This is a genomic window from Burkholderia sp. KL41, assembly GCF_057005415.2.
The window spans coordinates 2,122,949-2,147,195 of sequence record NZ_CM174447.1 but is presented as its reverse complement, the minus strand read 5'-3'; the positions used below and the strand labels follow the sequence as shown (position 1 = coordinate 2,147,195).

The window sequence follows — 24,247 nt, the reverse complement described above, 5'->3', positions numbered from 1 at the left end:
CTTGGGAGGGGGGATGCCTCATGACATCAGCCTGATTGCGTTGCTCGCGGCCGGTTTCGGTCTCGCGATGGTCTTCGGTTACTTCGCGTCGCTGCTGAAAATGCCGCCGCTCGTCGGCTATCTGCTTGCCGGGATCGTGATCGGCCCCGGCACGCCCGGTTTCGTCGGCGACCTGTCGCTCGCGCAGCAGCTCGCCGAAGTCGGCGTGATGCTGCTGATGTTCGGCGTCGGCCTGCATTTCTCGCTCGGCGATCTGCTCGCGGTGCGCAAGATCGCGCTGCCGGGGGCCATCGTCCAGATCACGGTGGCCACGCTGCTCGGCGGCGGCCTCGCGCTCACCTGGGGCTGGAGCGTCGGTGCGGCGCTCGTGTTCGGGCTCGCGCTGTCGGTAGCGAGTACCGTCGTGCTGCTGCGTGCGCTGGAAGGGCGCGGGCTCGTCGAGACGGTCAACGGGCGCATCGCGGTCGGCTGGCTCGTCGTCGAGGATCTCGTGATGGTGCTCGTGCTCGTGCTGCTGCCGCCCGTCGCGGGGCTGCTCGGCGGCACGCCGCCCGGCGACGCTCACGCGGCCGGCGGCAGCGTGTGGGGCACGCTCGGCGTCACGATGCTGAAGGTCGCGGCGTTCATCGCATTGATGCTGGTGGTCGGCAAGCGCGTGTTCCCGCGCATTCTGTGGCTCGTCGCGCGCACGGGCTCGCGCGAGCTGTTCACGCTGTGCATGATCGCGGCCGCGGTCGGCATCGCGTTCGGCGCGGCGAAGCTGTTCGACGTGTCGTTCGCCCTCGGCGCGTTCTTCGCCGGGATGATGATGCGCGAGTCGGAGTTCAGCCGGCGCGCGGCCGACGAGACGCTGCCGCTGCGCGATGCGTTCTCGGTGCTGTTCTTCATTTCGGTCGGGATGCTGTTCGACCCGAAGATCCTGCTCGCGGAGCCGCTGCACGTGATCGAGGTCGCGGCGATCGTGGTGATCGGCAAGACGCTCGCGGCGGTCGCGCTCGTGATTGCGTTCCGCTATCCGCTGAATACCGCGCTGACGGTCGGCGCGGGCCTCGCGCAGATCGGCGAGTTCTCGTTCATCCTCGCGGGGCTCGGCCGTGCGCTCGGGCTGCTGTCGGCCGAGGGGCAGAGCCTGATCCTCGCGGTCGCGCTGATCTCGATCGCGATGAACACGCTGCTGTTCGCGATGATCGATCCGGCGCTTGCGTGGATCCGCAAGCATTCGGCGTTCGCGCGCAAGCTCGAGGCGCGCGACGATCCGCTCGCCGCGCTGCCGATGTCGACGCCGCAGACGCATCTCACCGGGCAGGTCGTGATCGTCGGCTACGGCAAGGTCGGCACGCGGATCGCACATGCGCTCGACGAGCGCGGCATCGCGTATGTCGTCGTCGAGCAGAATCGCGAGCTCGTCGAGAAACTGCGCGCGGAAGGCGTTGCCGCCGTGTCGGGCGATGCGATCGAGCCGATCGTGCTGGTGCAGGCGCATATCGCGCGCGCCGGGATGCTGGTCGTCACGCTGCCCGACGTGTTCGACGTACGGCAGATCGTCGAAATCTCGCGCACGCTCAACCCGGCGCTCGAGGTCGTGCTGTGCACGAACAGCGGCGACGAGGCCGCGCTGCTGTCGAACGAGGGCATCGGCACCGTGTTCATGGGCGAGACCGAACTCGCGCGCGGGATGACCGAGCACGTGCTCGGCAGGATGGCGAAGCCGGTCGCGGCCGCGCATTGACGGCGCGCGGCAGCAGGCCGGACAGCGGGCAGCGGGCACCGGCCCGCGCGGCCGCCGGCGCCGCGTGCTTCGGTTTCAGTAGAACGTCTCGAGCGTCAGCTCCTGCGCCATCACGCGATTGCCGGCCAGCAGGCCGCCGTCGACGGGCAGCGCGACGCCCGTGATGATCCGCGCAGCCGGCGAGCACAGGAACAGCGCGGCCTGCGCGACGTCGTCCGGCGTCGCGAAATCGTCGAGCGGATACCACTTCCTCAATTGCTCGAACACCTGCGGATTGCGCTGCACGCGCGCTTCCCATGCGGGTGTCTTCACGGTGCCCGGCAGCACGATGTTCGCGCGCACGCCGTCGCGGCCGAATTCGATCGCGAGCGATTTCGTGTAGCTGATCAACCCGGCCTTCGCCGCGCTGTACGCCGGATGCCCGAGCGCATGCACGCCGTTGACCGAACCGATGATCGCGATTGCGCCGCGCCCGCGTGCGCGCATGCCGGGCAGCACGGCTTCGACGCTCATGTAGGTGGCCGTCAGGTTCGCGTCGAGATCCGTGCGCCAGGTGGCGGGCGTCGTGTCGCGCAGCGTGGTCGACGCGGCCGTGCCCGCGTTGGCGACGAGCACGTCGGCCTGCGGATGCGATTCGAGCGTCGATTGCAGCCGCTCGGCGTCGGTCAGGTCGTCGACGACCGGCGTTACGCGCGCGTCGCTGAGCGTATCGATGAAGCGGTCGAGCGCCGCGCGGTCGCGATCGAGCGCGAGCACGCGGTCGCCGGCGGCGAGGAAGGTGCGGCACAGCGCCTGGCCGATGCCGCCGGCGGCGCCCGTCACGAGGGTGGTGCGTGTCATGTCGGCTCCTTGTGCCGGCTCACAGGCCGAGCGCGGCGCGCGCCTGCTTTTCGTTGTCGCGCGTGATCAGCGTGCCGGACGTCAGCACGAGCGGTGGCGGCGCCTGGTTCTTCGTGATCCAGTCGTACATGTCGATGCTCGTCTGGTAGCCGTGCTGGCGCGGATTCAGCAGGATCGAGCCGTAGAAGCCCGTCGGCTTCGGCTTCGCGAATTCGTTGAGCGCGATCTGGCTGCCGTTGATGCCGACCGCGACCATCGCATCCGCGCCGATGCCGCGCCCCTCGGCGGCGCGCACCGCGCCGACCGTCGTGTCGTCGTTCGAGCCGAACGCGACCCAGCGCTTGAAATTCGCATGCTTGGTGAGCGCGATGTTCGCCGCGTTGAACGCGCCTTCGGTGTCGGCCGTCATTTCGGGTGCATCGATCACGTTCGCGGCCGGGAAGCCGGCGGCCTTGAGCGCATCGACCGCGCCGGTCGTGCGTTCGCGTGCGGTCGGCAACTGGTCGTACGCGATCCGGATGATGCCGACCTCGGCCGGGTTCCAGCCGCGCCGCTTCGTCTCGTCCGCGATCGCCTGGCCGACCTGCTGGCCGATCCTGTACGCGGAGATGCCCATGTGCGGCACGCCCTGGAGCGGTGCACCGCGGCCGTCGACGAGCTGGTCGTCGACCGACATCAGCTTGATCCCCGCGCGCTTCGCCTTCGCCGCGATGCCGGGGCCGAGCTTCACGTCGGGTGCGCAGATGATCACGCCCTGTGCCTTTTGCGCGGCGAGGCTGTCGAGCGCGGTCGATACCTTTTCGCCGCTCGGCGTCGCGATCTTGATCAGCGTGAAGTGCTTTTCCTTCGCCGCCTGGTCGGCGAAGCGCCATTCGTCCTGGAACCACGGATCGTCCGGCTGTTTGACGAGGAAGCCGATTTTCACGTCGGCGGGGTCGGCGGCATGGGCGGGTACCCCGCCGACCAGTGCCGCGCTCGCGATGGCCAGTGCGAGCGTCTTCCAGTGGAATCGCATGCGTCTCTCTCCTTTTTTGTAGTCGCGCGCACGGGCAGGGCTGCCCGACACGCGAAAAAATTGTAGGAGGAGCGAGCGGGAACGCTCAAATGATGCGCGGCGTTCCTAGAAAGTGGGACGGTGCCCGATGGCGGGGAAATGCGTGGCGGCCAGGCGCCGCCGGTGTGCCACACGCGCCGGCGGCCGACGTGTCGCGGGGACGTGCCGCGCTTATCCGGCAGCGGTGGCCGGCTGCACCGGTACTTTCGACGGCGCGGCAGTCTTCAGCGGCGCGGTGGCTTTCGGTGCCGCAGCCGTTCTGGTTTGCGCAGCCGCTTTCGGCGCGGCCACCGTCTTCTGCGGCGCGGCGGGCTTCGCCGGCGGCGTCTTCTCGGGCTCGACCGGCGCGTCGGGCGGCACGCCGAGCAGTTGCAGCGAGCCGCTCGTGACCGACGCGAACACCGGGCCGGCCACCGTGCCGCCGTAGTAGCCCTTGCCGCGCGGCTCGTCGATCATCACCGCGACGATCAGGCGCGGGTTGCTCATCGGTGCCATCCCCGCGAACAGCGCGCGGTACTTGCCCTTCGCATAGGTCGCGCCGACCTGTTTGCGCGCGGTACCGGTCTTGCCGCCGATCCGGTAGCCGTCGACGCGCGCGCGGCGCCCCGTGCCGCCTTCGCCGACCGCCATCTCGAGCATCGAGCGAATCGACGCGGCCGTTTGCGGCGACGTCACGCGATGGCCGCGATGCGCGTCGATCGTCTGCTGGTCGGTGCCGTTCTTCAGCAGCGACACCGGGTGCAGCGTGCCGTCGCCGGCATAGGCCGTATAGGTTTGCGCGATCTGCAGCAGCGACATCGACAGGCCGTAGCCGTATGCCATCGTCGCCTGCTCGATCGGCCGCCAGCGCTTGTAGCCGCGCAGCCGGCCCGACGCGACGCCCGGGAACGTCAGTTCCGGCGCACGGCCGATCCCGTATTCCTGGTACTTGTTCCAGATCGTTTCGGCGGGCAGGTTCAGCGCGAGCTTCGCGAGCGCGACGTTGCTCGACTTCTGCAGCGCCTGCGAGACCGTCAGCGAACCGTGGTTCGACGTGTCGTGGATCACGGCCGGGCCGATCTTGTAGGTGCCCGGCGACGTGTTGATGATCGTGTTCGGCGTGACCTTGCGTTCGTCGATCGACAGCGCGACGACGAGCGGCTTGATCGTCGAGCCCGGTTCGAACGTGTCGATCACCGCGCGGTTGCGCAGCTGCTGGCCGGTGAGGCGCGCGCGGTCGTTCGGGTCGAAGGTCGGGTAGTTCGCCAGCGCGAGGATCTCGCCGTTCTGCGCGTCGAGCACCACGACGCTGCCGGCCACCGCGTTGTTCTCGACCACGGCCGCCTTGAGCTGGCTGAACGCGAGCTGCTGGATGCGGCGGTCGATCGTCAGCTCGATCGTCGCGCCATGCTGCGCCGGGACGAGCGGGCGCGTGTCCGACACGATGCGGCCGAGCCGGTCGCGGATCACCTCGCGCTGCCCGGACGTGCCCGACAGGCGCGCATTCGCCGCGAGCTCGACGCCTTCCTGGCCCTTGTCCTCGACGTTCGTGAAGCCGACCACGTGCGCGGCCGATTCGCCTTCCGGGTAGAAGCGCTTCGAATCGGCGATCTGCGTGATGCCGTCGATCGCGAGCTTGTCGAGCCTGCCCGCCGTGTCGGCGTCGACCTGCCGCTTGAGCAGCACGAACGTCTTGTCGTTGCCGAGGCGCCGCTTGACCTCGACGAGCGGCATGTCGAGCAGCTTCGAGATCTGCGGGTAGTCGGTGTCGGCGACCTGCTTCGGGTTCGCCCAGATTTCATAGGTCGACAGGCTGACGGCGAGCATCGCGCCGTTGCGGTCGACGATGCGCCCTCGCATCGCGTCGAGCTCGATCGTGCGCTGGTAGCGTTTCTGGCCCTGGCCGACGTAGAACTCCTTGTTCGCGACCTGCACCCAGAACGCGCGGCCGATCAGCGCGGCGAACGCGAGGAACACGATGATCACGATCAGCTTCGAGCGCCACATCGGCAGGCGCGACGCGAGCATCGGGTTCTTGGTCGCGGCCGCGTACGGATCGGCGGGGTGGGTCTTCTTTTTCACGCTCATGCAATGGCCGGGTCGGGCCGCCGGAGGGCGGCGAGTCAGTCTGAATAATGCGATTGTAATAAATGAGTAAACGCCGTGTGGGGAAAGTATGTTCCGGCCCCGTGAAAAGGCGCGAATCGGCGATTCGGCAAAGGGCGGAACAGGACATACGAAAAGAGGGCGGAAGCGGAGCTTCACAGACGCAGCAGGTGATTGAAGGCGGCCGATTCGGTGCGTATCGATCCGCTCACACGATCTCCTGGACAATCGATGCCGACCGTCCCCGGCGCGCGATCAATTGCCCGGTTCGCGATTATTTATTTGCACCAAAAATGAAAACGCCCCGAAAAGGGGCGCCGCTAATACTGAATATCGAAATGAATATCACTGAAACCGGAATAAACCCGAAAACCGCAGACGAATTACGTCGCTAATATCTACCGGGTGACGGAAATGAATTCCCGGTATTCCGGCTCGCTCGTGCAGCGATCGACAGCCTGCAGTCGCCATGCGCCGGCGTGATTGCCGGCGAGTACGGCGGAGCCCTGTTCGCGCTGGGTCGCACCGAACGACAGTCCCTTCAACTGGCACACGGCATTCCCGCCATCAGCCGCGCAGAGCGCCATCGCACCCTCGACGTCGCGGACCTTGCCCCAGGCCGGAAGATCGATGCCCTGATGTGCCTCGCGCGACCACAGTCCTTCGTCGGTGTCGACCCACAGTACCGCGAACGAGTGCCGGGTTGCTGATTCGCTGCCATTAATCCGAATGGTGAGGCGCATTGTGATCGTCTCCAAAAAATGAACATTCGACCGTTTTGACTTGATCAGTCTAGATAGACTGGTGTGAAACGCAAGTGATAATCCGCAATAAATCCGAATTGAGTTCATTGCGGTTTCAGATGAAACGATGTCTGACGATTCATGGTTATTCCGGCGGCGCGCGCGAACACACGCCCACCGGCGAGCGCGGCGCCGATCAGGGCGCGGTCGATCCTCGAGACATGGGACGACATCGCCGAGAGGCGCGTCGATCTGTCGCGTGCAACCGGCCGCGGAAACCGGGCCGGCCGACGCGGTCCTGCCGTGCCGGAGGGGCGCGACCGGATGTTGCGGCGTTCCGACTGCATTGCCGGACGACAGACTCCGACAATCGCATACAAATCGGCACACTTTCACGAAACTTTCGGGACAGACTTGCCTGCGGTCGGGCCCCACACTGAGATATTCCCGATCCAGTGCCGCGGACGCCCGTCCTCGGCGGCTGCCGCCGCCTCGTGCCAGAGACGCGATCGACGCGATCGCGGGCCGCACGCCCGATCGGGACTGCCGGGGCGCGCGTCAGGCCCCGGCCCGGCCGGTGAGCCGTGCGCAGCCCGCAACCGCGGCCGCCGCGCCGCCCGGCCGATTCTTCGAAGGAGACTATCGTGCTGATCTGGAAAACCGCGTTGTCGCTCAACTGGCGGACGAGCCTCGTGTCGCCGGCCAGCGCACCGGTCGCGGCGGCGAACGTCGGGCGGCTGGTGCTGACCGGCGCAACCGGCTTCATCGGCAGTACCGTCCTGACGGCGCTCGTCAATGCGGGGCTGCTCGACCGCATCGTCTGCGTCGTGCGCGCGCAGGATCGCGGCCATGCCGTCGCGCGACTGCGCGAAGCGGCGCTGCGCGCGGGGCTGGCGCCGTACTGGGCGTCGCGCCTGACCGATGCGAACGTGATCGTCGGTGCGCTCGGCGACGTGTGGCAGGGCGCCGACGCACCGCGCCTCGCCGCCGCGACGCACGTGATTCACTGCGCCGGCCATGCGTCGCCGGCCGACGGCGCGCACCTGCGGGCCGACATCGCCGACGCGGTGCGCTTTGCCGAGCGCTTCGCACGGGCGCCGCGCCTGCTGCGCTTCGTCTACGTCGGCACGGCCTACGCGCATGCGGGCCGTGGCGGGATCGTGCAGGAAGAGGCGGCGGGCGACGCGGCGAACGACGTCGCGCGCGACGAAGAAGGCCTGCCGGGCGCGGTGCTCGCCGCGGACTACCTGCATGCGAAGGCGGAGACCGAGCAGCGCCTGCGAGCGCTCGGGCTGCCGCTCGTCGTGGTGCGGCCGTCGCATGTGGTCGGCCACACGGTACTCGGTACGCGGCCCGCGCCGAATTCGTTCTGGATGTTCCGGCTGGCGCATGCCGCACGCCGCTTCACCGCGCGACCGATGACGCGCATCGATATCGTGTCGGTCGACGACGTGGCGCGCGCGACGATGCTGCTGGCCGTCAAGCCGACGCTCGCACACGACCTGTATCACGTGTCGGCCGGCGACGAGGCGCCGCAGGTCGCGCAGATCGTGCGTGCGATGGACGAGGCGGCGGGGATGACCGGCGCACCGCGCTACGCGGCGTGTGCGCCGGCCGAATTGCCGCTCGTGGTGCGCGACGTGCTCGGGCGAACCGATCCGGCACTCGAGCGCGTGATCGGCCGGGCGTTGCAGCGCTGCGGGGAATTCGCGACGGTCGATCGCGTGTTCGACAACCGTCGCGTGCGCGACGAAATCGATTTCGAGCCGCTGCCGTTCATCGATTACGTCGAGGAATGCATGCGCACGTCGCGCGGCGTGGCCGTGACCGAGCTGATGCGCGGCGCGGTGCACTGACCGTCCCGCCGCACCGGCCCTCGTTCCCGCGGCTGGCGGGAACGGGGGCCGTCATCACGTGTTGCCGCCGAGCTCGATGAGCCGGTCGAGCGCGCGATAGATGTCTTCGAGGCCGTCCTCGCCGAACCGCGATTCGAGCTGCCGGTACTGCTCGTCGATCCGCGGGCCGATTTCCGTGACCAGTTTCCTGCTTTGCGGCGTCAGGCTCACCAGCAGCCGGCGCTGATCTTCCTGCGCGCGCGTGCGCGTGATCAGGCCGTCGCGCTCCATCCGTTCCAGCACGCCCGTGAGGCTCGGGCTCAGGATGCAGCAGCGCCGCGCGATCTGTCCCGCTTCGAGCGCTTGCGCCGGTTCGCCGTCCAGCACGCGGATGATCCGCCATTGCTGTTCGGTCAGCGCGAATTCCTTGAGAATGGGGCGGAACAGACCCATCAGCGTTTCGCGGGCCTCGAGCAGCAGCATGGCCAGGTTGCGATGGTCGAGCGTACGGTTCATCGGGGTGGGCAGTGGACGGGGACGCATCAATCTTAACAGCCGAAGGGAGTGAATTTCGCGTATCAGGGTAATCGAGGTTGCCAGCGTTCGATTGTTTACTTAAGATGTTAAGTATTGACGATGCGCCGCGACGCGCGGCAGGGGAATGACGCATGGAGCTGTCTTGCATGACCGCCGCGGCGCCGCCGTTGCCGGTCGCCATCGGTACCGTCTACGGTGCGCTGCTCAACGAGCGTGCGGCGCTCGACGCACTCGGCGATGCCGTGAACGCACCGCCTTACGGCCGCCCGCCGCAGGCGCCGGTCCTGTACATCAAGCCCGCCAACACGCATGCGGCCGACGGCGCGACCGTCGTCGTGCCGGCCGGCGTCGACGCCCTGGAGATCGACGCGTCAGTGGCTGTCGTGTTCGCCCGGCGCGCGACGCGCGTGCCGGCCGCGCGGGCGCTCGACTACCTTCACGGCTTCACGCTCGCCAGCGACGTGTCGGTCCCCCATCCCGACTACTACCGTCCGGCCGTGCGCTTCAAGTGCCGCGACGGTTTCTGCCCAATGGGCCCGGCCATCGTGCCGGCCGCCGCGCTTGGCGATGTCGACACGATCGGCCTGACCGTGCGGATCGACGGCGAGGTGGCCGTGTCCGCCTCGACGGCCACGCTGGTCCGCTCCGTGCGCGAACTGATCGCCGACGTGACGGCCTTCATGTCGTTCGACGCGGGCGATGTGTTGCTGCTCGGCGTCGCGGGCGGCGCACCGCGCGCCCGCGCGGGCAGCACGATCGAGATCGCCGCCGCCGGCATCGGCACGTTGCGGCACACGCTGATCGCGGAGGAAACACGATGAAGACGGCACGCGTGATCTACAACGGCGCAGTGCATGCGGCCGAACCGGCCGGCGACGGCGCGATCCGTCTCGATACGGGGCGGGTCGTTGCCGAGGACGCGGTCGCGTGGCTGCCGCCCGTCGCGCCGCGCACCACGTTCGCGCTCGGCCTCAACTACGCCGACCACGCGAAGGAACTCGCGTTCAAGGCGCCGAGCGAACCGCTGATCTTCCTGAAGGGGCCGAATACGTTCATCGGCCACCGTTCGCGCACGGTGCGCCCGGCGGACGCGACGCACATGCACTACGAGTGCGAACTGGCCGTCGTGATCGGCCGGCCTGCGCGCAACGTGAGCCGCGCGCAGGCGCTCGACTACGTGGCCGGCTACACGGTCGCGAACGACTACGCGATCCGCGACTATCTCGAGAACTACTACCGTCCGAACCTGCGCGTGAAGAACCGCGACACCTGCACGCCGCTCGGGCCGTGGTTCGTCAGCCGCGACGAGATCGGCGATGCGGGCGACCTGACGTTGCGCACGACGGTGAACGGACGGGAGACGCAGCGCGGCAGCACGCGCGACATGATCTTCGACGTGCCGGCATTGATCGAGCACATCAGCGGCTTCATGACGCTCTCGCCGGGCGACCTGATCCTGACCGGTACGCCCGAGGGGCTGGCCGACACGAAGCCGGGCGACGAGGTCGTGACCGAGATCGAAGGGATCGGCCGGCTCGTGAACACGATCGTCGGCGAAGCAGACTACTATCGCGCCGGCTGAGCCCGTCGCCCAAGGAGAGAGCATGACCATCAAGCACTGGATCGACGGCCGCGAAGTCGAGAGCCGCGAGACGTTCACGACGCTGAATCCCGCGACGGGGGAAGTCATCACCGACGTCGCATCGGGCGGCGAGGCCGAAGTCGACGCGGCCGTGCGCGCCGCGAAGGAAGCCTTCCCGAAATGGGCGAACACGCCTGCCAAGGAGCGCGCGAAGCTGATGCGCAAGCTCGGCGAGCTGATCGAGAAGAACGTGCCGATGCTCGCGGCGCTGGAGACGCAGGACACCGGCCTGCCGATCGCGCAGACGAGCAAGCAGCTGATTCCGCGCGCGTCCGAGAATTTCAACTTCTTCGCGGAAGTGTGCGTGCAGATGAACGGCCGCACCTATCCGGTCGACGACCAGATGCTGAACTACACGCTGTACCAGCCGGTCGGCGTGTGCGCGCTGGTGTCGCCGTGGAACGTGCCGTTCATGACCGCGACGTGGAAGACGGCGCCGTGCCTCGCACTCGGCAACACGGCCGTGCTGAAGATGTCGGAGCTGTCGCCGCTGACGGCCGACCAGCTCGGCCGCCTCGCGCTCGAAGCCGGCATCCCGCCGGGCGTGCTCAACGTCGTGCAGGGTTACGGCGCGACGGCCGGCGACGCACTGGTACGCCATCCGGACGTGCGTGCGGTGTCGTTCACCGGCGGTACGGTGACCGGCAAGCGGATCATGGAGCGTGCGGGCCTGAAGAAGTATTCGATGGAGCTCGGCGGCAAGTCGCCGGTGCTGATCTTCGACGACGCCGATTTCGACCGCGCGCTCGACGCGTCGCTGTTCACGATCTTCTCGATCAACGGCGAACGCTGCACGGCCGGCTCGCGGATCTTCGTGCAGCGCACGATCTACGATCGTTTCGTGCAGGAATTCGCACGCCGCGCGAACAACCTGGTGGTCGGCGATCCGTCCGATCCGGCCACGAACCTCGGCGCGATGATCACGCGCCAGCACTGGGAAAAGGTGACGGGCTATATCCGCATCGGCGAGCAGGAAGGCGCGCGCGTGGTTGCGGGCGGCGCCGACAAGCCGGCGGGCTTGCCCGACCACCTGCGCAACGGCAACTTCGTGCGGCCGACCGTGCTGGCCGACGTCGACAACCGGATGCGCGTCGCACAGGAAGAAATCTTCGGGCCGGTCGCGTGCCTGATTCCGTTCGAGGACGAGGAAGAAGGGCTGCGGCTCGCGAACGACACGTCGTACGGCCTTGCGTCGTACATCTGGACGCAGGATGTCGGCAAGGTGCATCGCCTCGCGCGCGGCATCGAGGCCGGGATGGTGTTCGTGAACAGCCAGAACGTGCGCGACCTGCGCCAGCCGTTCGGCGGCGTGAAGGAATCGGGCACCGGGCGCGAGGGCGGCGAATACAGCTTCGAGGTGTTCGCGGAGATCAAGAACGTGTGCATCTCGATGGGTTCGCACCACATTCCGCGCTGGGGCGTGTGACGGGCGCGGGTCGTCTGCAGCACGAAAGAACCAAACGGAGACTTGAACGATGGGCAAACTGTCCCTCGCCGCAAAAATCACGCACGTGCCGTCGATGTACCTGTCGGAATTGCCCGGCAGGCATCACGGCTGCCGCGAGGCGGCGATCCGCGGCCATCAACTGATCGGCGAGCGCTGCCGCGCGCTCGGCGTCGACACGATCGTCGTGTCGGACGTGCACTGGCTCGTCAACGCCGGTTATCACGTGAACTGCAATGCGCGATTCGCGGGCACGTACACGAGCAACGAGCTGCCGCATTTCATCCGCGACATGGAGTATGCGTATCCGGGCAATCCGGCGCTCGGCCGGCTGATCGCCGAGACGGCCAGCGCGCGCGGCGTCGCGACGCGCGCGCACGAGATCGACAGCCTCGAACTCGAATACGGCACGCTCGTGCCGATGCGCTACATGAATGCCGACCAGCACTTCAAGGTCGTGTCGATCGCCGGCTGGTGCATGTGGCATCAGCTCGACGAAAGCCGGCGCTTCGGCGAGGCGCTGCTCGAGGCGATCGAGAAAAGCGATTCGAACGTCGCATTTCTCGCGAGCGGCTCGCTGTCGCACCGCTTCAACGACAACGGCAGCCCCGAGGAATCGATCCACCAGATCAGCCGCGAATTCTTCCGGCAGGTCGACCTGCGCGTGGTCGAGCTGTGGAAGCAGGGCGATTTCAAGACCTTCTGCGCGATGCTGCCCGAGTACAACACGCATTGCCACGGCGAAGGCGGGATGCACGACACGGCGATGCTGCTCGGCCTGCTCGGCTGGGATCGCTACGATAAACCTGTCGAGATCGTCACCGACTATTTCGCGAGTTCGGGTACCGGGCAGATCAATGCGATCTTTCCGGTGGCCTGAGCACCGCGCCACGCACTCGACTGGAGACCCGCCATGCCACATATCGTCGTCGAATACACCGCGAACATCCGCGACGACGCACGCATTCCCGCGCTGCTGCGCACGATCAACGCCACGCTGATCGCGCAGGGCGGCGTGTTCCCGACGGGCGGCATCCGCTCGCGCGCGATCGAACTGCAGGACTACTGCGTAGCCGACGGCACGGAAGACGATGCGTTCGTGCACGTGACGCTGAAGATCGGCTCGGGCCGCAGCGACGCGCAGAAAAAGGCCGCGTGCGACGCGCTGTTCGACGCGATCAAGGCGCATTTCGCGGAACTGTACGCGAAACGGTACCTCGCGCTGTCGATGGAACTGACCGAGTTCAGCGAAAGCGGCTCGTACAAGCACAACAACATCCACGCCCGCTACAAGCGGGCCGGCTGAACCCCATTCCCGATCCGACCATGCTCGAAACCGCCCTCATCGACCAGCTCGCGCAGCGTCTGCACGACGCCGAGCGCGAGCGCAAGCAGATCCGCCAGATCTCGCTCGACCATCCCGACATCACGATCGACGACGCGTATGCGATCCAGCGCGCGTGGGTGACCCTCAAGCTCGCGGAAGGCCGCACGCTGAAGGGACACAAGATCGGCCTCACGTCGAAGGCGATGCAGAACACGTCGCAGATCGACGAGCCCGACTACGGCGCGCTGCTCGACGACATGTTCTTTGCCGACGGCGGCACGATCCCCACCGGGCGCTTCATCGTGCCGCGCGTCGAGGTCGAACTCGCGTTCGTGCTCGGCAAGCGGCTCACCGGCCCGGACTGCACGATCTTCGACGTGTACGACGCAGTCGACTACGTGGTGCCCGCGCTCGAGATCATCGACGCGCGCAGCCAGTCGATCGACCCCGATACGAAACGGCCGCGCAAGGTGTTCGACACGATCGCCGACAACGCGGCGAACGCGGGCGTGGTGATCGGCGGGCGGCCTGTGAGGCCGCAGGACGTCGACTTGCGGTGGGTCGCGGCGATCATGTCGCGTAACGGCGTGGTCGAGGAAACGGGCGTCGCGGCCGGCGTGCTGAACCATCCGGCGAACGGCGTCGCGTGGCTCGCCAACCGGCTGGCCCGCTTCGACGTCGCGCTGGAGCCGGGGCAGATCGTGCTCGGCGGTTCGTTCACACGGCCGTGCGCGGCGCGGCCGGGCGACACGTTCAGCGTCGACTACGGCCCGCTCGGGACGATCCAGTGTTACTTCGAGTGAGGTAAGCGAACGATGCGGATTCCTACGAATGTCTTCAAGGCTGCGCTCGCGCGCGGCGACGCGCAGGTCGGGCTGTGGCTCGGGCTCGCCAATCCGTACAGCGCAGAAGTGGTCGCGGGCGCCGGTTTCGACTGGCTGCTGATCGACGGCGAGCATGCGCCGAATACGGTGCCGACGATCCTCGCGCAGTTGCAGGCAATCGCGCCGTATCCGTCGCATCCGGTCGTGCGCGTACCGTGGAACGATCCGGTGATCGTCAAGCAGGTGCTCGATCTCGGCGCGCAGACGCTGCTCGTGCCGATGGTGCAGAGCGCCGACGAGGCGCGTGCGGCGGTGGCCGCGACGCGTTATCCGCCGCACGGGATTCGCGGCGTGGGCAGCGCGCTGGCGCGTGCGTCGCGGTGGAATCGGGTCGGCGATTACCTGCATCGCGCGAACGACGAGATGGCCGTGCTCGTGCAGGTCGAGACACGCGCGGGGCTCGACGCGATCGATGCGATAACGCGGGTCGAGGGCGTGGATGGCGTGTTCATCGGGCCGGCGGATCTCGCGGCCGATCTCGGGCATCTCGGCCATCCGGGGCACCCGGACGTGCAGGCCGCGATCGATGGCGCGATCCGGGCGATCAAGGCGGCCGGCAAGGCGCCGGGCATTCTCAGCGCGGATGAGGCGGCCGCGCGGCGTTATCTGGAAGCGGGAGCGCTGTTCGTCGCGGTCGGGGTCGATACGACGTTGCTGGCGAGGAGTGCGGAGCGGTTGGCGGAGCAGTTCAAGGGGAAAGGGGACGAGGCGGTCAAGAAGGGCGACGGGACGTATTGAACCGGTCTCCGACGGCACGGTAGAGGGCGCTATGCGTCGCTGTGCCGCCCCGCCTCCATATACTTCCCCGGCGTCGTCCCCAACGCCCGCCTGAACATGTCGATGAACGCGCTCACGTTGTCGTACCCGAGATCGAGCGCGATCGTCGTCACCGGCACGCCGTCGGCGATTTTCTCCAGCGCCCGCAGCAGCCGGGCCTGCTGACGCCACTGCGCGAACGTCAGCCCCGTCTCGGCCACGAAGCGGCGGCTCATCGTCCGCGCGCTGATTCCCGCCCATTCGGCCCATTCCTCCAGCCGCCGGTTGTCCGCGAGATCCGCGGCAAGCGCATCGGTGATCCTCGTCAGCCGCGGATCCTGCGGCCTCGCCAGCCCCAGCGCCTCGACTTCCGACGACGCGATTTCATCGAGGATCACGTCGGCGATCCGGGTTCGAGCGGCATCCAGCTCCGACCCCTCCCAACTCGCCGCGCGCTGCACGGCTTCGCGCAGCAGCGGCGTCGTGCGGATCGCGCGCGGGGTATCCGGCAGCGCCGCGCAGCGCGCTTCTGCGATGAACGCCGACCAGCCGGAAATCGGCCCGAACGTATGCAACGAATGGCGGCAATGCGGTGGAATCCAGATCGCATGGATCGCCGGCACGACCCAGTCCTGGTCGTCGAGGCCGATCGTCAGCAACCCGCTCAGCGCGCCGACGAGCTGGCCGCGCGCATGCGAATGAGGTGGCGTCACGCGCGGGTCGCGTTGCGACAGCACGGCGGCAACGACGAACGGGCCGTCGTCGGACGTGACGAAGCGGGCGGGCAGGAGCGGATCGGACATGGCCGGATATCGGTATCGAATGGCCGTTATACCGGAGATCGGCCGAATTTGCACGCCTACACTGCGTCCATCGATAACAACCGGAGTACGACACGATGCGAGCCGAACAGATGCTTCCCGACCATGCCAACCAAGTCGATGCTGGCGGAACGACGATCCGCAAGGGGACCGTCGGCGCGTTTCTGGTCAATGCACGTGTATTGACCGATCCGAACGCCGCGCCGGCCGAGAGGGCGCGCGCGGAGGCCGACGCGATCGACGCGTTGCCCGCGCTGCGTGCGCTTGGCCTGTTCGACGTGCTGGAAGTACGCGATCCCGCGCTGCGCGCGTGGCTCGACGCACGCTGATGCGCACCGGGACCGTCGATCGAGATCCCCGATTCAAGGAGTCACCATGAAAGCAGCAGTCGTGACGGGCGCCGGCGAGCGCCCCGTTCATATGGAGTTCGATGCGCCGCACGCGATGCCGGGCCACAGCCTGATCGACGTGACGGCGTCCGCGCTGAGCCGGATCGCGCAGGGGCGCGCGGCCGGCACGCATTACTCGTCGGACGGGCGTTATCCGTTCGTCGTTGGCGTCGACGGGGTTGGTCGCCGTCTCGACGACGGGCAGCGCGTCTACTTCTTCGGCGCGCCAGCACCGTTCGGCGCGATGGCCGAGCGCACGATCGCGCCCGATACGCGGTGCGTGCCGCTGCCGGATACGCTCGACGACGTCACGGCGGCCGCGATCGCGATTCCCGGGATGTCGTCGTGGGCGGCGCTGACCGAACGCGCGCGGCTCGTCGCGGGCGAGACGGTACTCGTCAACGGTGCGACAGGTACGTCGGGGCGGCTGGCGGTGCGGATCGCGAAGCATCTCGGCGCCGCGAAGGTGATCGCGACGGGCCGCAACGCGGCCGCGCTGCAGGCGTTGCTGAATGCCGGCGCGGATGCCGTCGTGTCGTTGCAGCAGGACGACGCACATCTGGCACGCGCGCTCGAACCGCATTTCCGCGCGGGCGTGGACGTCGTGCTCGATTATCTGTGGGGCGCCAGCGCGCAGACGCTGCTGGCGGCCGCCGCGAAGGCGACGCCCGAGGGCCGCCGGCTGCGTTTCGTGCAGATCGGCTCGATCGGCGGCGCGGACGTGCTGCTGCCGGGGGCGGTGCTGCGGGCGACCGCGATCGAACTGATGGGCAGCGGCATCGGCAGCGTGTCGCTGCCGCGCTTGCTGGCGTCGGTGCGCGGTGTGTTCGACGCGGCCGGACCGGTGGGGCTGACGATCGACACACGCACGGTGCCGCTGTCGGCGGTTGGCGAGCACTGGAGCGATACGAGCAGCCTCGTTCGCCTGGTGTTCACGATGCACGGCGAATGACCGGCAAGGGCCACGGATGAGGGCGCGGCCGTCGTGTGCGGGAAGCTGGCCGATCGCCCGTTGTCACGCTGATGCGCGCGGCGGATGCGAGGCAGGGCGGCACGCGCGCAATGAACCGCACAAGACGGGCGGCGCGATTCGAAGACCGCTCGCCGCCCGTATCGTCAAGCTCAGAACCGCTGCTGAATCCCCGCCGTGACACCGACCTGCGTGGTGCCGTAGCCCACGAAATCGCGCGACACGCCGACCTTCTGGTCGTGCTTCGCGATCGCGAACGCGCCGGCCGCGTACAGCACGGTGCGCTTCGACAGCGCATAGTTCGCGCGCAACGACACGAGCGTCGGGTCGGCATCGCTGCCGCCCTTGATGTTCTGGTGATAGACGGCCGCGATCAGCGAGAACGCCGGCGTGAACTGGTACGAGCTGCCGAGCCAGTACGTGTCGCTCAACTGGTTCGCCGCCGTGGTGCGGAACGTGCGCTTGTAGTTGCGATAGCCGGCCATCGTCTTCAGGTTGCCGAAGTCGTAGCTCAGGCCCGCGTGGATGCCCTGGATGTAGTTGACGGTATCGGCCGGCGTGACGCTGTCGGCCGCGCCGTTCTGCCGGTCGAACGTGACCACCGCCGCGAACGGGCCTTTCTCGTAGCCGACCGCGAAATCGTATTTGGAGCTGGTCTTCACGCTGCCCGGCACGTTGCCGAAGCCATACAGCGCGCCGAACTTGAACCCGCTGAATTCGCCGTCGTAGCGCACCGCGTTCGACGAGCGCGTGAACATGCCGTCCTTGCGGCCGCCTGTCGCCGTCGCCGCCGAGGCCCACGAGTAGTTCTGCGCGTAACCCATCGGGTCGAACGGCAGCATGTAGTCGTAGGTGACGGTGTAGTTGCGGCCGAGCGTCAGTTCGCCCCATTTGCTTTTCAGGCCGACCGTCGCGCGGCGCGCGAAGATCGAATCGGGGCCGTCGTCGAGCGCGCCGTTCGCGAGGTCGATCCCGCTTTCGAGGCGGAACACGGCCTTCAGCCCGCCGCCGAGATCCTCGACGCCGCGCAGGCCCCAGCGCGACGTGTTCTTGTTGCCCGACTTCAGCTTGACCGCGCTGCCGCCCTCCGGCGCCGCGTGGTTCGTGTATTCGATGCCGGCATCCATGATCCCGTACATCGTGACCGACGACTGCGCGTGCGCGGCGGGTGCGGCGATGCAGGCCGCGGCGGCCGATCCCGTGAGGACTACTGTGCGAATCGAACGTTCTGCGCGTGACTTCATTGACGGTGTCTCCTTGGTTCTTGTGGGTTGGGGTGAAACGGATGCGGCGCGCAGCAGCCTACGGCGGACGCCGGAAGACGTCCGCCGGAAGGCATGTCATCCCATGACGAGATGTGCGCGGTGTGCGTGCGCGACGGCGAGCGTGCCGCCGCGCGCGGGTCAGCCCGCTTTCGCGAACGCCCAGCAGTCGTTGGTCGGGAATTCGATCCAGTGCTTGCCCGCTGCGCGCGGCACGTGGCCGAATGCGCGAAGGCGCATCTCGCCGCAATGGAACAGGTACTCCCAGCGATCGCCGAGATACATCGACGTGACGAGGTCGGCCTGCAGCCGGTTCGCGCCCGGGCCGTCGGCGACCTGCACGCGTTCGAGGCGGATCACGGCCTGCGCGTCCTGGCCCGGCGCGAACGTGTCGCGGGCGAGGGCCTGCAGCTCCCAGCCGTCGCCGGCGAGCGTCACGCGTTCGCCGTCGACGGCCGCGACACACGCGTCGATCCGGTTGTTGCTGCCCATGAACTCGGCCGTATACAGCGAGCGCGGCGCGCCGTACAGCTCGGCCGGCGTGCCTTCCTGCTCGATGCGGCCGTTGCGCAGCAGCAGGATGCGGTCGGACATCGCCATCGCCTCGGTCTGGTCGTGCGTCACGCACAGGGCGGACAGCCCGAGCGACACGATCAGTTCGCGCAGCCACGCGCGCGCTTCCTCGCGCAGCTTCGCGTCGAGGTTCGACAGCGGCTCGTCGAGCAGGATCACCGGCGGGTTGTAGACGAGCGCGCGCGCGATCGCGACGCGCTGCTGCTGGCCGCCCGACAGCTGATGCGGGAAGCGTTCCGCGAGATGGCCGAGGCCGAGCTGGTCGAGCGCGGTCTGCACGCGGCGCTTCTGTTCGGCCGGCGCGACGCGGCGCAGCTTCAGCCCGTAGCCGACGTTGTCGGCGACGGTGCGGTGCGGCCACAGCGCGTACGACTGGAACACGAGGCCGAGCGAGCGCTGTTCGACGGGCAGGTCGACGCGCTGCGCGCCGTCGAAGAACACGCGGTCGTCGAGCTGGATGCGGCCGTCGGACGGCTGTTCGAGGCCGGCCACCGCGCGCAGCAGCGTGGTCTTGCCGCTGCCCGACGCGCCGAGCAGGCACACGACTTCGCCGGCCTTCAGTTCGAACGACACGCCCTTGAGGATCGGATTGGCGCCGTAGCTGAGATGCAGGTCGTCGACGATGAGCTTATCCATGAAGTTTCACTCCGAAGCGCAGGGCCACGCCGAGACCGGCGCCGACCATCGCGATGTTGATGACAGAAAGCGCGGCGACCTGGTCGACGGCGCCGGTCGCCCACAGCGACACGAGCAGCGCGCCGATCACTTCGGTGCCGGGCGACAGCAGGTAGACGGCCGTCGAGTATTCGCGCTCGAAGATCATGAAGATCAGCAGCCACGCGGCGAGCAGGCCGAAGCGCACGAGCGGCAGCGTCACGTCGAGCGACACGCGGCTGCGGGTCGCGCCGACGCTGCGGCCGGCTTCCTCGAGTTCCGGGCCGACCTGCAGCAGCGCGCTCTGGATGAGCCGCATCCCGTACGCGAGCCACACGACCGTGTACGCGATCCAGATGCTCCACATCGAGTTCTTGAGCTCGCGCAGGCCGGGCACGAACAGGAAGATCCACAGGAACGCGAGACCGGCGAGCAGGCCGGGCACCGCGCGCGGCAGCAGCACGAGGTAGTCGAGCAGCTTGGTCGCCCAGTCGGGGCGGCGGTGGCCGGCGAACGCGACGAGCGAGTAGAAACCGATCGCGAGCGCGCCGCCGATCACGCCGATGCCGAGCGTGTTGACGATCGCGCGCACGAGGTTGTCCTGCTCGAACAGTTCGGTGAAGTTCGACAGCGTCAGCACCTCGGCGAGCGCGACGCCTTCGCCCCAGTTGGTCACGAACGCGCGCAGCACGATGCCCGAGATCGGGACGATCACGGTCAGCATCAGCCACAGCACGACGATCGCGAGCGCAACCCAGCGCCACACGCCGAGCGGCAGCACCGTCGTTCGGCCGGCCTTGCCCTTCACGGTGACGAAGCGGTTCGCCGTCTTCAGCAAGCGGCGCTGCAGCAGCACGAGCGGGAACGTGATCGCGACGATGCACACCGCGACCGCGGCCATCAGGTGATACGACGGCACGCCGAGCTTGTTGGTCAGCTTGTACAGGTAGGTCGCGAGTACGAGGTGGCCTTCCGGGTCGCCGAGCACGAGCGGCAGCCCGAACACCTCGAAGCCGAGGAAGAACACGAGCACGCCGGCGAACAGCAGCGCGGGCATCGTCATCGGCAGGCTCACGTCGAGCGCGACGCGGAACGGGCGGGCGCCCGTGACGCGCGCGGCTTCCTCGACGTCCGAGCCGAGGTTGCGCAGCGCGGCCGACGAATACAGGTACACGTGCGGCACGTGCGTGAGGCCGACGATCACCGTGATCGCGAAGATCGAATACACGTTCCAGGGCACGTTCTGCACCCCGAACAGTTCCTTGAACCACACCGAATAGAAGCCGACCGGGCCGGCCGCGACCACGTAGCCGAACGCGAGCACCATCGGCGACACGAACACGGGCGTGAGCAGCAGCGGTTCGAGCCAGCGGCGGCCGGGCAGGTCGGTGCGCACCATCAGGAACGCGAGGATGCCGCCGAGCGGGATCGAGATGAACAGCATCCCGCCGGCGATGATGAACGAGTTCTTCACGGCCGACCAGAAGTCGGGATCGCTGAAGACGAAGCGGAAGCCCTCGATGCCGAGCGTCTTGTTCGCATCGAAGAACGGCGCGGACAGCAGGCTCTGGAACAGGATGAAGCCGAGCGGCAGTGCGACGGCGATGGTGAGTACCGCGACGACGATCCAGCGCAGCATGCCGGCGAGCGGCTGCAGGCTGTTGACCGGCAGCGCGGGAATCGCGTCGCGCGGGCCGGCGGCAGGTGGCGCGGCCGGTGCCGTGCCGCGGGTGCTGGTTGAAAGCATGAGTTCGCCCCTGCGGCCATCCGGATGGCCGCCTCAAGGAAGTCGGTAAGGGGAAGGGGCCGCCCGCGCGACGTGCGGCGGGCGGCCATGGGTCAGCCGGAGCCGATCAGCCGATCAGCGGATCAGCTCTTGATCGCCTGCTGCCATTGCTTCAGGAACGCGAGCCGCTTCGACTGGTCCAGGTAGACGAGCAGGCCGGTGCCGATCTGGATCGGCTTCAGCGAATCGCCGAGTTCCTTCGTGAGGCTCGCGGCCGACGTCTCGCCGGTCACGTCCGTGCGGATCGCGTACAGGTTCGCCTGGTTCGCGATCATGGTCTGGCCGCGCTTCGACAGCAGGTAGTCCACCCACAGCCTGGCGGCGTTCGGGTTCTTCGCCTTCTTCGAGATGGTGGCGAGGCGGCTCACGATCTGCGTGTAGTCCTTCGGGAATACGTAGCCGATCGACTTGTCCTTCTTCGCCTTCGCGTACGCATACGAACCGATGATGTTGTAGCCGATCAGGTTCTCGCCCGACGAGATGCGCTCCATCATCGCGCCGGTGCTCGATTGCAGCTTCGGGCCGGTCTTGCCGATGGCCTTCACGAGTTCCCACGTGACCTTCTCGTTCAGGTGCGCGTCCTGCGTCAGCGCGTTGAAGCCGACGCCGGATTTCTCGACGTCGTACGTCGTGAGCTTGCCCTTGAACTTGTCCGGTTGCGACGCGAGCAGCTTGATCAGGTCGGTGCGCGTTTTCGGCACTTCGTTTTCGGGAATCAGGCGCTTGTTGTAGACGATCGCGAGCGGCTCGAACGTCGTGCCGTACGCCTGCTTCTGGTATTGCGCCCATTGCGGCACGTTCGGGCCTTCCGGCGAATCGTACGACGCCATCAGGCCGTCGTTGACGAGCTTGACCTGCAGGTCCATCGCCGAGCTCCACAGCACGTCGGCGCTGGTGCTGCTCGCCGCGTTCTCGCTGATGTAGCGGTTGTACAGCTCGGTGCTGTTCATGTCGTTGTACTCGACCTTCACGCCGTACAGGCTTTCGAAGTCCTTGATCAGCGGGCGCACGAGGCCCGTGTCGGTCGTCGAGTAGACGATCAGCTTGCCTTCCTTCTTCGCGGCGTCGATCACGCCCTGGTAACTCCCCGGATACCCGGCCGGAACCTGCGCGGCGGCGCTGCCGGCGGCAGTGCCCAGAACGACCGCCAGCGCGGCGGCGAGGTGCTTCGGTGCAAACGGCATGTCTTCCTCCAGTTACGTCTAGGTGTTGTTCGAGTGACGCGGATGTTAATTGCGGCGCACTTTCAGCCCGCTTTCATTTCAGTTCACAATCGCGTCGTTCGTGTCATGGATTTCCCGAGGTCGATGCGGCGGCGGCCCGCCGTTTCGCGGCGCGCGGCACGATCTAGCAACGGAGGGAAGCGGGTTGCCGCGGGGCGCGGCAACGACGGCGGGGCGCCTAGACGCGGTGCGCGAGCAGCTTCGCGAGCAGCCGGCCGCCATGCCGCGCGTGCGCGGCCGTCAGTGCCGAGTACCCGACGACGACGCCTGCTTCGCACCGCGCGCTTCGACAGAATCCGCGGACGGGCTGCAACTCGACGCCGGCCGCCCGGGCTTGCGCGACATACGTCGCGTCGTCCATCCCGGCCGGCAGCCACAGCACGAAATGAAAGCCCGCGTGTTCGCCGGACACCGCGTACCGTCCGCCGGCGTGTTTCGCCAACTGGTCGAGCACGATGTCGCGCCGCTGGCGGTACGCGTGACGCGCCGCCCGCAGATGCTTCGCAAAATCGCCGTGCGCGATGAAGCGGGCCAGCGCCAGCTGGGGCGCCACGCCGACCGAGCGCGCGGTCGCGTGCCACACGGCCGACAGCGCCGGCCGCAGTGCCGCCGGCACGACCATGAAGCCGATGCGCAGCCCCGAGAACAGCGTCTTGTTGAACGAGCCGCAGTAGATCACGCGATCGCACGCGTCGAGCGATTTCAGCGCGGGCAGCGGGGCGGTCTGGTAGCTGAATTCGCCGTCGTAGTCGTCTTCGACGATCCACGCGCGGGTGCGCTGCGCCCAGTCGAGCAGTTCGAGCCGGCGCGACACCGACATCGTGACGCCGAGCGGCGCCTGGTGGGCGGGCGTCACGTAGGCCGCGCGCGCATCGGGATGGCGGTCCAGCGACGCGGTATCGATGCCTTCCCGATCGACCGGCACGTCGATCACGGTCGCGCCCGCGATCGTGAAGATCTGCCAGGCCGATGCGTAGCCGGGGTCCTCCATCAGCACCGTCGAGCCGGGCGTGAGCAGCGTGCGCGCGACGAGATCGATCGAATGCCGGATGCCGGTCGTGATGAAGATGTCGCCGGCGCTGCACGGGATGCCGCGATATTCGCGCAGGTAGGCGGCGATTTCGTCGCGCAGGCTTTCGACGCCTTGTGCCGGCGTCGCCCCGAGGTCGTTCGCCGTCGCGGCAAGCAGGCTGGCCCCGAGCGCCTTCTTCCATTGCTGCATCGGCAGCAGACCGGGATCGGCAAGCCGCGCGACGAACGGGACGCCCGGACGCACGCCTTGTTCCGGCTCGGCGGCGTCGGTCGTGTGCGCCGGCGCGGGGCGTGTGTCGACAGGGGGCGCGCCGTTGTCGCGCGACTGCGCGGCCGCGCGCAGGTAGCTGTCCGGTACCACCGCGCATACCCGCGACCCCGACCCTTGCGCGCGGGCGATGTAGCCCTCCGAGCACAGCCGGTCGTATGCCGCCTCGACCGTCCCCCGGGCGACGCCCCAGCGCGCCGCGAGGGTGCGGCTGGACGGCAGCGGGCTGTCGCCGGGGAGCAGGCGTTTCAGGATCGCGTCGCGTAGCGCGTCGGCGATGCACGCCTGCTTCGACTGCGGATTGCCCGTGGACAGCCCGGCAGGGCACGGCAGATCGAGCGGTATCGCGGCTTTGCCTCGCGCCATAGTGGTCCAGTCAGTGTCGAATTTAAT

23 protein-coding genes are annotated in these 24,247 nt (G+C 67.9%); 12 read left to right on the top strand and 11 right to left on the bottom strand.

Features of this window, described 5'->3' with window-relative positions; genetic code table 11:
- The first annotated feature begins 13 nt into the window (after positions 1–13).
- Positions 14–1,729, top strand: a complete 1,716-nt coding sequence (locus tag PQB87_RS27070; RefSeq protein WP_021164046.1) for a cation:proton antiporter domain-containing protein — start codon at positions 14–16, stop codon at positions 1,727–1,729.
- A 75-nt stretch (positions 1,730–1,804) separates the two neighbouring features.
- Here PQB87_RS27070 and PQB87_RS27065 read toward each other — a convergent pair whose 3' ends face one another.
- The 3 genes from PQB87_RS27065 to PQB87_RS27055 all read right to left on the bottom strand — a co-directional run bounded on the left by PQB87_RS27065 (position 1,805) and on the right by PQB87_RS27055 (position 5,690).
- The gene (locus tag PQB87_RS27065) at positions 1,805–2,569 is read right to left on the bottom strand and encodes an SDR family oxidoreductase (RefSeq protein WP_111941659.1); all 765 of its coding nucleotides are present in this window, start codon (positions 2,567–2,569) and stop codon (positions 1,805–1,807) included.
- 19 nt (positions 2,570–2,588) lie between these two features.
- Positions 2,589–3,584 (bottom strand): arabinose ABC transporter substrate-binding protein, encoded by a 996-nt coding sequence (locus tag PQB87_RS27060; RefSeq protein ID WP_153489650.1) that lies wholly within the window; start codon positions 3,582–3,584, stop codon positions 2,589–2,591.
- 210 nt (positions 3,585–3,794) lie between these two features.
- A complete protein-coding gene (locus PQB87_RS27055) occupies positions 3,795–5,690 on the bottom strand; it encodes a peptidoglycan D,D-transpeptidase FtsI family protein (protein ID WP_153489648.1) in 1,896 nt (631 codons plus the stop codon).
- A 62-nt stretch (positions 5,691–5,752) separates the two neighbouring features.
- On the opposite strand from PQB87_RS27055, the gene PQB87_RS27050 reads away from it, so the two are divergent.
- On the top strand, positions 5,753–6,103 hold the full coding sequence (locus PQB87_RS27050; RefSeq protein ID WP_489242945.1) for a hypothetical protein: 351 nt from the start codon (positions 5,753–5,755) through the stop codon (positions 6,101–6,103).
- A 3-nt stretch (positions 6,104–6,106) separates the two neighbouring features.
- Here PQB87_RS27050 and PQB87_RS27045 read toward each other — a convergent pair whose 3' ends face one another.
- Positions 6,107–6,451, bottom strand: a complete 345-nt coding sequence (locus PQB87_RS27045; RefSeq protein ID WP_059683318.1) for a DUF3564 family protein — start codon at positions 6,449–6,451, stop codon at positions 6,107–6,109.
- Positions 6,452–7,095: 644 nt separating this feature from the next.
- Between PQB87_RS27045 and PQB87_RS27040 the strand changes: the two genes are divergently transcribed.
- Positions 7,096–8,307 (top strand): SDR family oxidoreductase, encoded by a 1,212-nt coding sequence (locus PQB87_RS27040; protein ID WP_021164053.1) that lies wholly within the window; start codon positions 7,096–7,098, stop codon positions 8,305–8,307.
- Positions 8,308–8,361: 54 nt separating this feature from the next.
- Here PQB87_RS27040 and hpaR read toward each other — a convergent pair whose 3' ends face one another.
- Positions 8,362–8,802: a homoprotocatechuate degradation operon regulator HpaR gene (gene hpaR / locus PQB87_RS27035; protein WP_021164054.1), complete on the bottom strand. Its 441-nt coding sequence runs from the start codon at positions 8,800–8,802 to the stop codon at positions 8,362–8,364.
- Between the two features lie 152 nt (positions 8,803–8,954).
- On the opposite strand from hpaR, the gene PQB87_RS27030 reads away from it, so the two are divergent.
- The 7 genes from PQB87_RS27030 to hpaI are packed head-to-tail and all read left to right on the top strand — an operon-like array spanning position 8,955 to position 14,858.
- Positions 8,955–9,644 carry a fumarylacetoacetate hydrolase family protein gene (locus tag PQB87_RS27030; protein WP_489242944.1) on the top strand — a complete coding sequence of 230 codons (690 nt, stop codon included), beginning with the start codon at positions 8,955–8,957 and terminating at the stop codon, positions 9,642–9,644.
- Positions 9,641–10,405, top strand: a complete 765-nt coding sequence (locus PQB87_RS27025) for a fumarylacetoacetate hydrolase family protein (protein ID WP_059683323.1) — start codon at positions 9,641–9,643, stop codon at positions 10,403–10,405. The genes PQB87_RS27030 and PQB87_RS27025 overlap by 4 nt, the downstream gene beginning before the upstream one ends.
- Before the next feature lie 22 nt (positions 10,406–10,427).
- Entirely contained in the window at positions 10,428–11,891 is a 1,464-nt protein-coding gene (gene hpaE / locus PQB87_RS27020) for a 5-carboxymethyl-2-hydroxymuconate semialdehyde dehydrogenase (protein WP_059696297.1), read from the top strand.
- Between the two features lie 49 nt (positions 11,892–11,940).
- Positions 11,941–12,789: a 3,4-dihydroxyphenylacetate 2,3-dioxygenase gene (gene hpaD, locus PQB87_RS27015; RefSeq protein WP_027791433.1), complete on the top strand. Its 849-nt coding sequence runs from the start codon at positions 11,941–11,943 to the stop codon at positions 12,787–12,789.
- Between the two features lie 33 nt (positions 12,790–12,822).
- Positions 12,823–13,215 (top strand): 5-carboxymethyl-2-hydroxymuconate Delta-isomerase, encoded by a 393-nt coding sequence (locus PQB87_RS27010; protein WP_027791434.1) that lies wholly within the window; start codon positions 12,823–12,825, stop codon positions 13,213–13,215.
- A 20-nt stretch (positions 13,216–13,235) separates the two neighbouring features.
- The gene (gene hpaH, locus PQB87_RS27005; RefSeq protein ID WP_111941667.1) at positions 13,236–14,039 is read left to right on the top strand and encodes a 2-oxo-hept-4-ene-1,7-dioate hydratase; all 804 of its coding nucleotides are present in this window, start codon (positions 13,236–13,238) and stop codon (positions 14,037–14,039) included.
- A gap of 12 nt (positions 14,040–14,051) precedes the next feature.
- On the top strand, positions 14,052–14,858 hold the full coding sequence (gene hpaI, locus PQB87_RS27000) for a 4-hydroxy-2-oxoheptanedioate aldolase (protein ID WP_489242943.1): 807 nt from the start codon (positions 14,052–14,054) through the stop codon (positions 14,856–14,858).
- Positions 14,859–14,887: 29 nt separating this feature from the next.
- Here hpaI and PQB87_RS26995 read toward each other — a convergent pair whose 3' ends face one another.
- A complete protein-coding gene (locus PQB87_RS26995; RefSeq protein ID WP_060061851.1) occupies positions 14,888–15,679 on the bottom strand; it encodes an AraC family transcriptional regulator in 792 nt (263 codons plus the stop codon).
- Between the two features lie 95 nt (positions 15,680–15,774).
- Between PQB87_RS26995 and PQB87_RS26990 the strand changes: the two genes are divergently transcribed.
- Both PQB87_RS26990 and PQB87_RS26985 read left to right on the top strand, forming a co-directional pair.
- Positions 15,775–16,026, top strand: a complete 252-nt coding sequence (locus PQB87_RS26990; protein ID WP_006479165.1) for a hypothetical protein — start codon at positions 15,775–15,777, stop codon at positions 16,024–16,026.
- A 46-nt stretch (positions 16,027–16,072) separates the two neighbouring features.
- The gene (locus tag PQB87_RS26985) at positions 16,073–17,038 is read left to right on the top strand and encodes a quinone oxidoreductase family protein (RefSeq protein ID WP_489242942.1); all 966 of its coding nucleotides are present in this window, start codon (positions 16,073–16,075) and stop codon (positions 17,036–17,038) included.
- A gap of 170 nt (positions 17,039–17,208) precedes the next feature.
- Here PQB87_RS26985 and PQB87_RS26980 read toward each other — a convergent pair whose 3' ends face one another.
- From PQB87_RS26980 to pdxR, 5 genes are all read right to left on the bottom strand, one after another.
- On the bottom strand, positions 17,209–18,300 hold the full coding sequence (locus tag PQB87_RS26980) for a porin (RefSeq protein ID WP_489242941.1): 1,092 nt from the start codon (positions 18,298–18,300) through the stop codon (positions 17,209–17,211).
- A gap of 159 nt (positions 18,301–18,459) precedes the next feature.
- Positions 18,460–19,527 (bottom strand): ABC transporter ATP-binding protein, encoded by a 1,068-nt coding sequence (locus PQB87_RS26975; protein WP_489242940.1) that lies wholly within the window; start codon positions 19,525–19,527, stop codon positions 18,460–18,462.
- Positions 19,520–21,292, bottom strand: coding sequence for an ABC transporter permease (locus PQB87_RS26970; protein WP_059485020.1), 1,773 nt, complete (start codon positions 21,290–21,292; stop codon positions 19,520–19,522). Before PQB87_RS26970 ends, PQB87_RS26975 begins: the two co-directional genes overlap by 8 nt.
- Positions 21,293–21,414: 122 nt before the next feature.
- Entirely contained in the window at positions 21,415–22,515 is a 1,101-nt protein-coding gene (locus PQB87_RS26965) for an ABC transporter substrate-binding protein (RefSeq protein ID WP_027791443.1), read from the bottom strand.
- A 217-nt stretch (positions 22,516–22,732) separates the two neighbouring features.
- Positions 22,733–24,220, bottom strand: coding sequence for a MocR-like pyridoxine biosynthesis transcription factor PdxR (gene pdxR, locus PQB87_RS26960; RefSeq protein ID WP_489242939.1), 1,488 nt, complete (start codon positions 24,218–24,220; stop codon positions 22,733–22,735).
- Between the last annotated feature and the right edge of the window lie 27 nt (positions 24,221–24,247).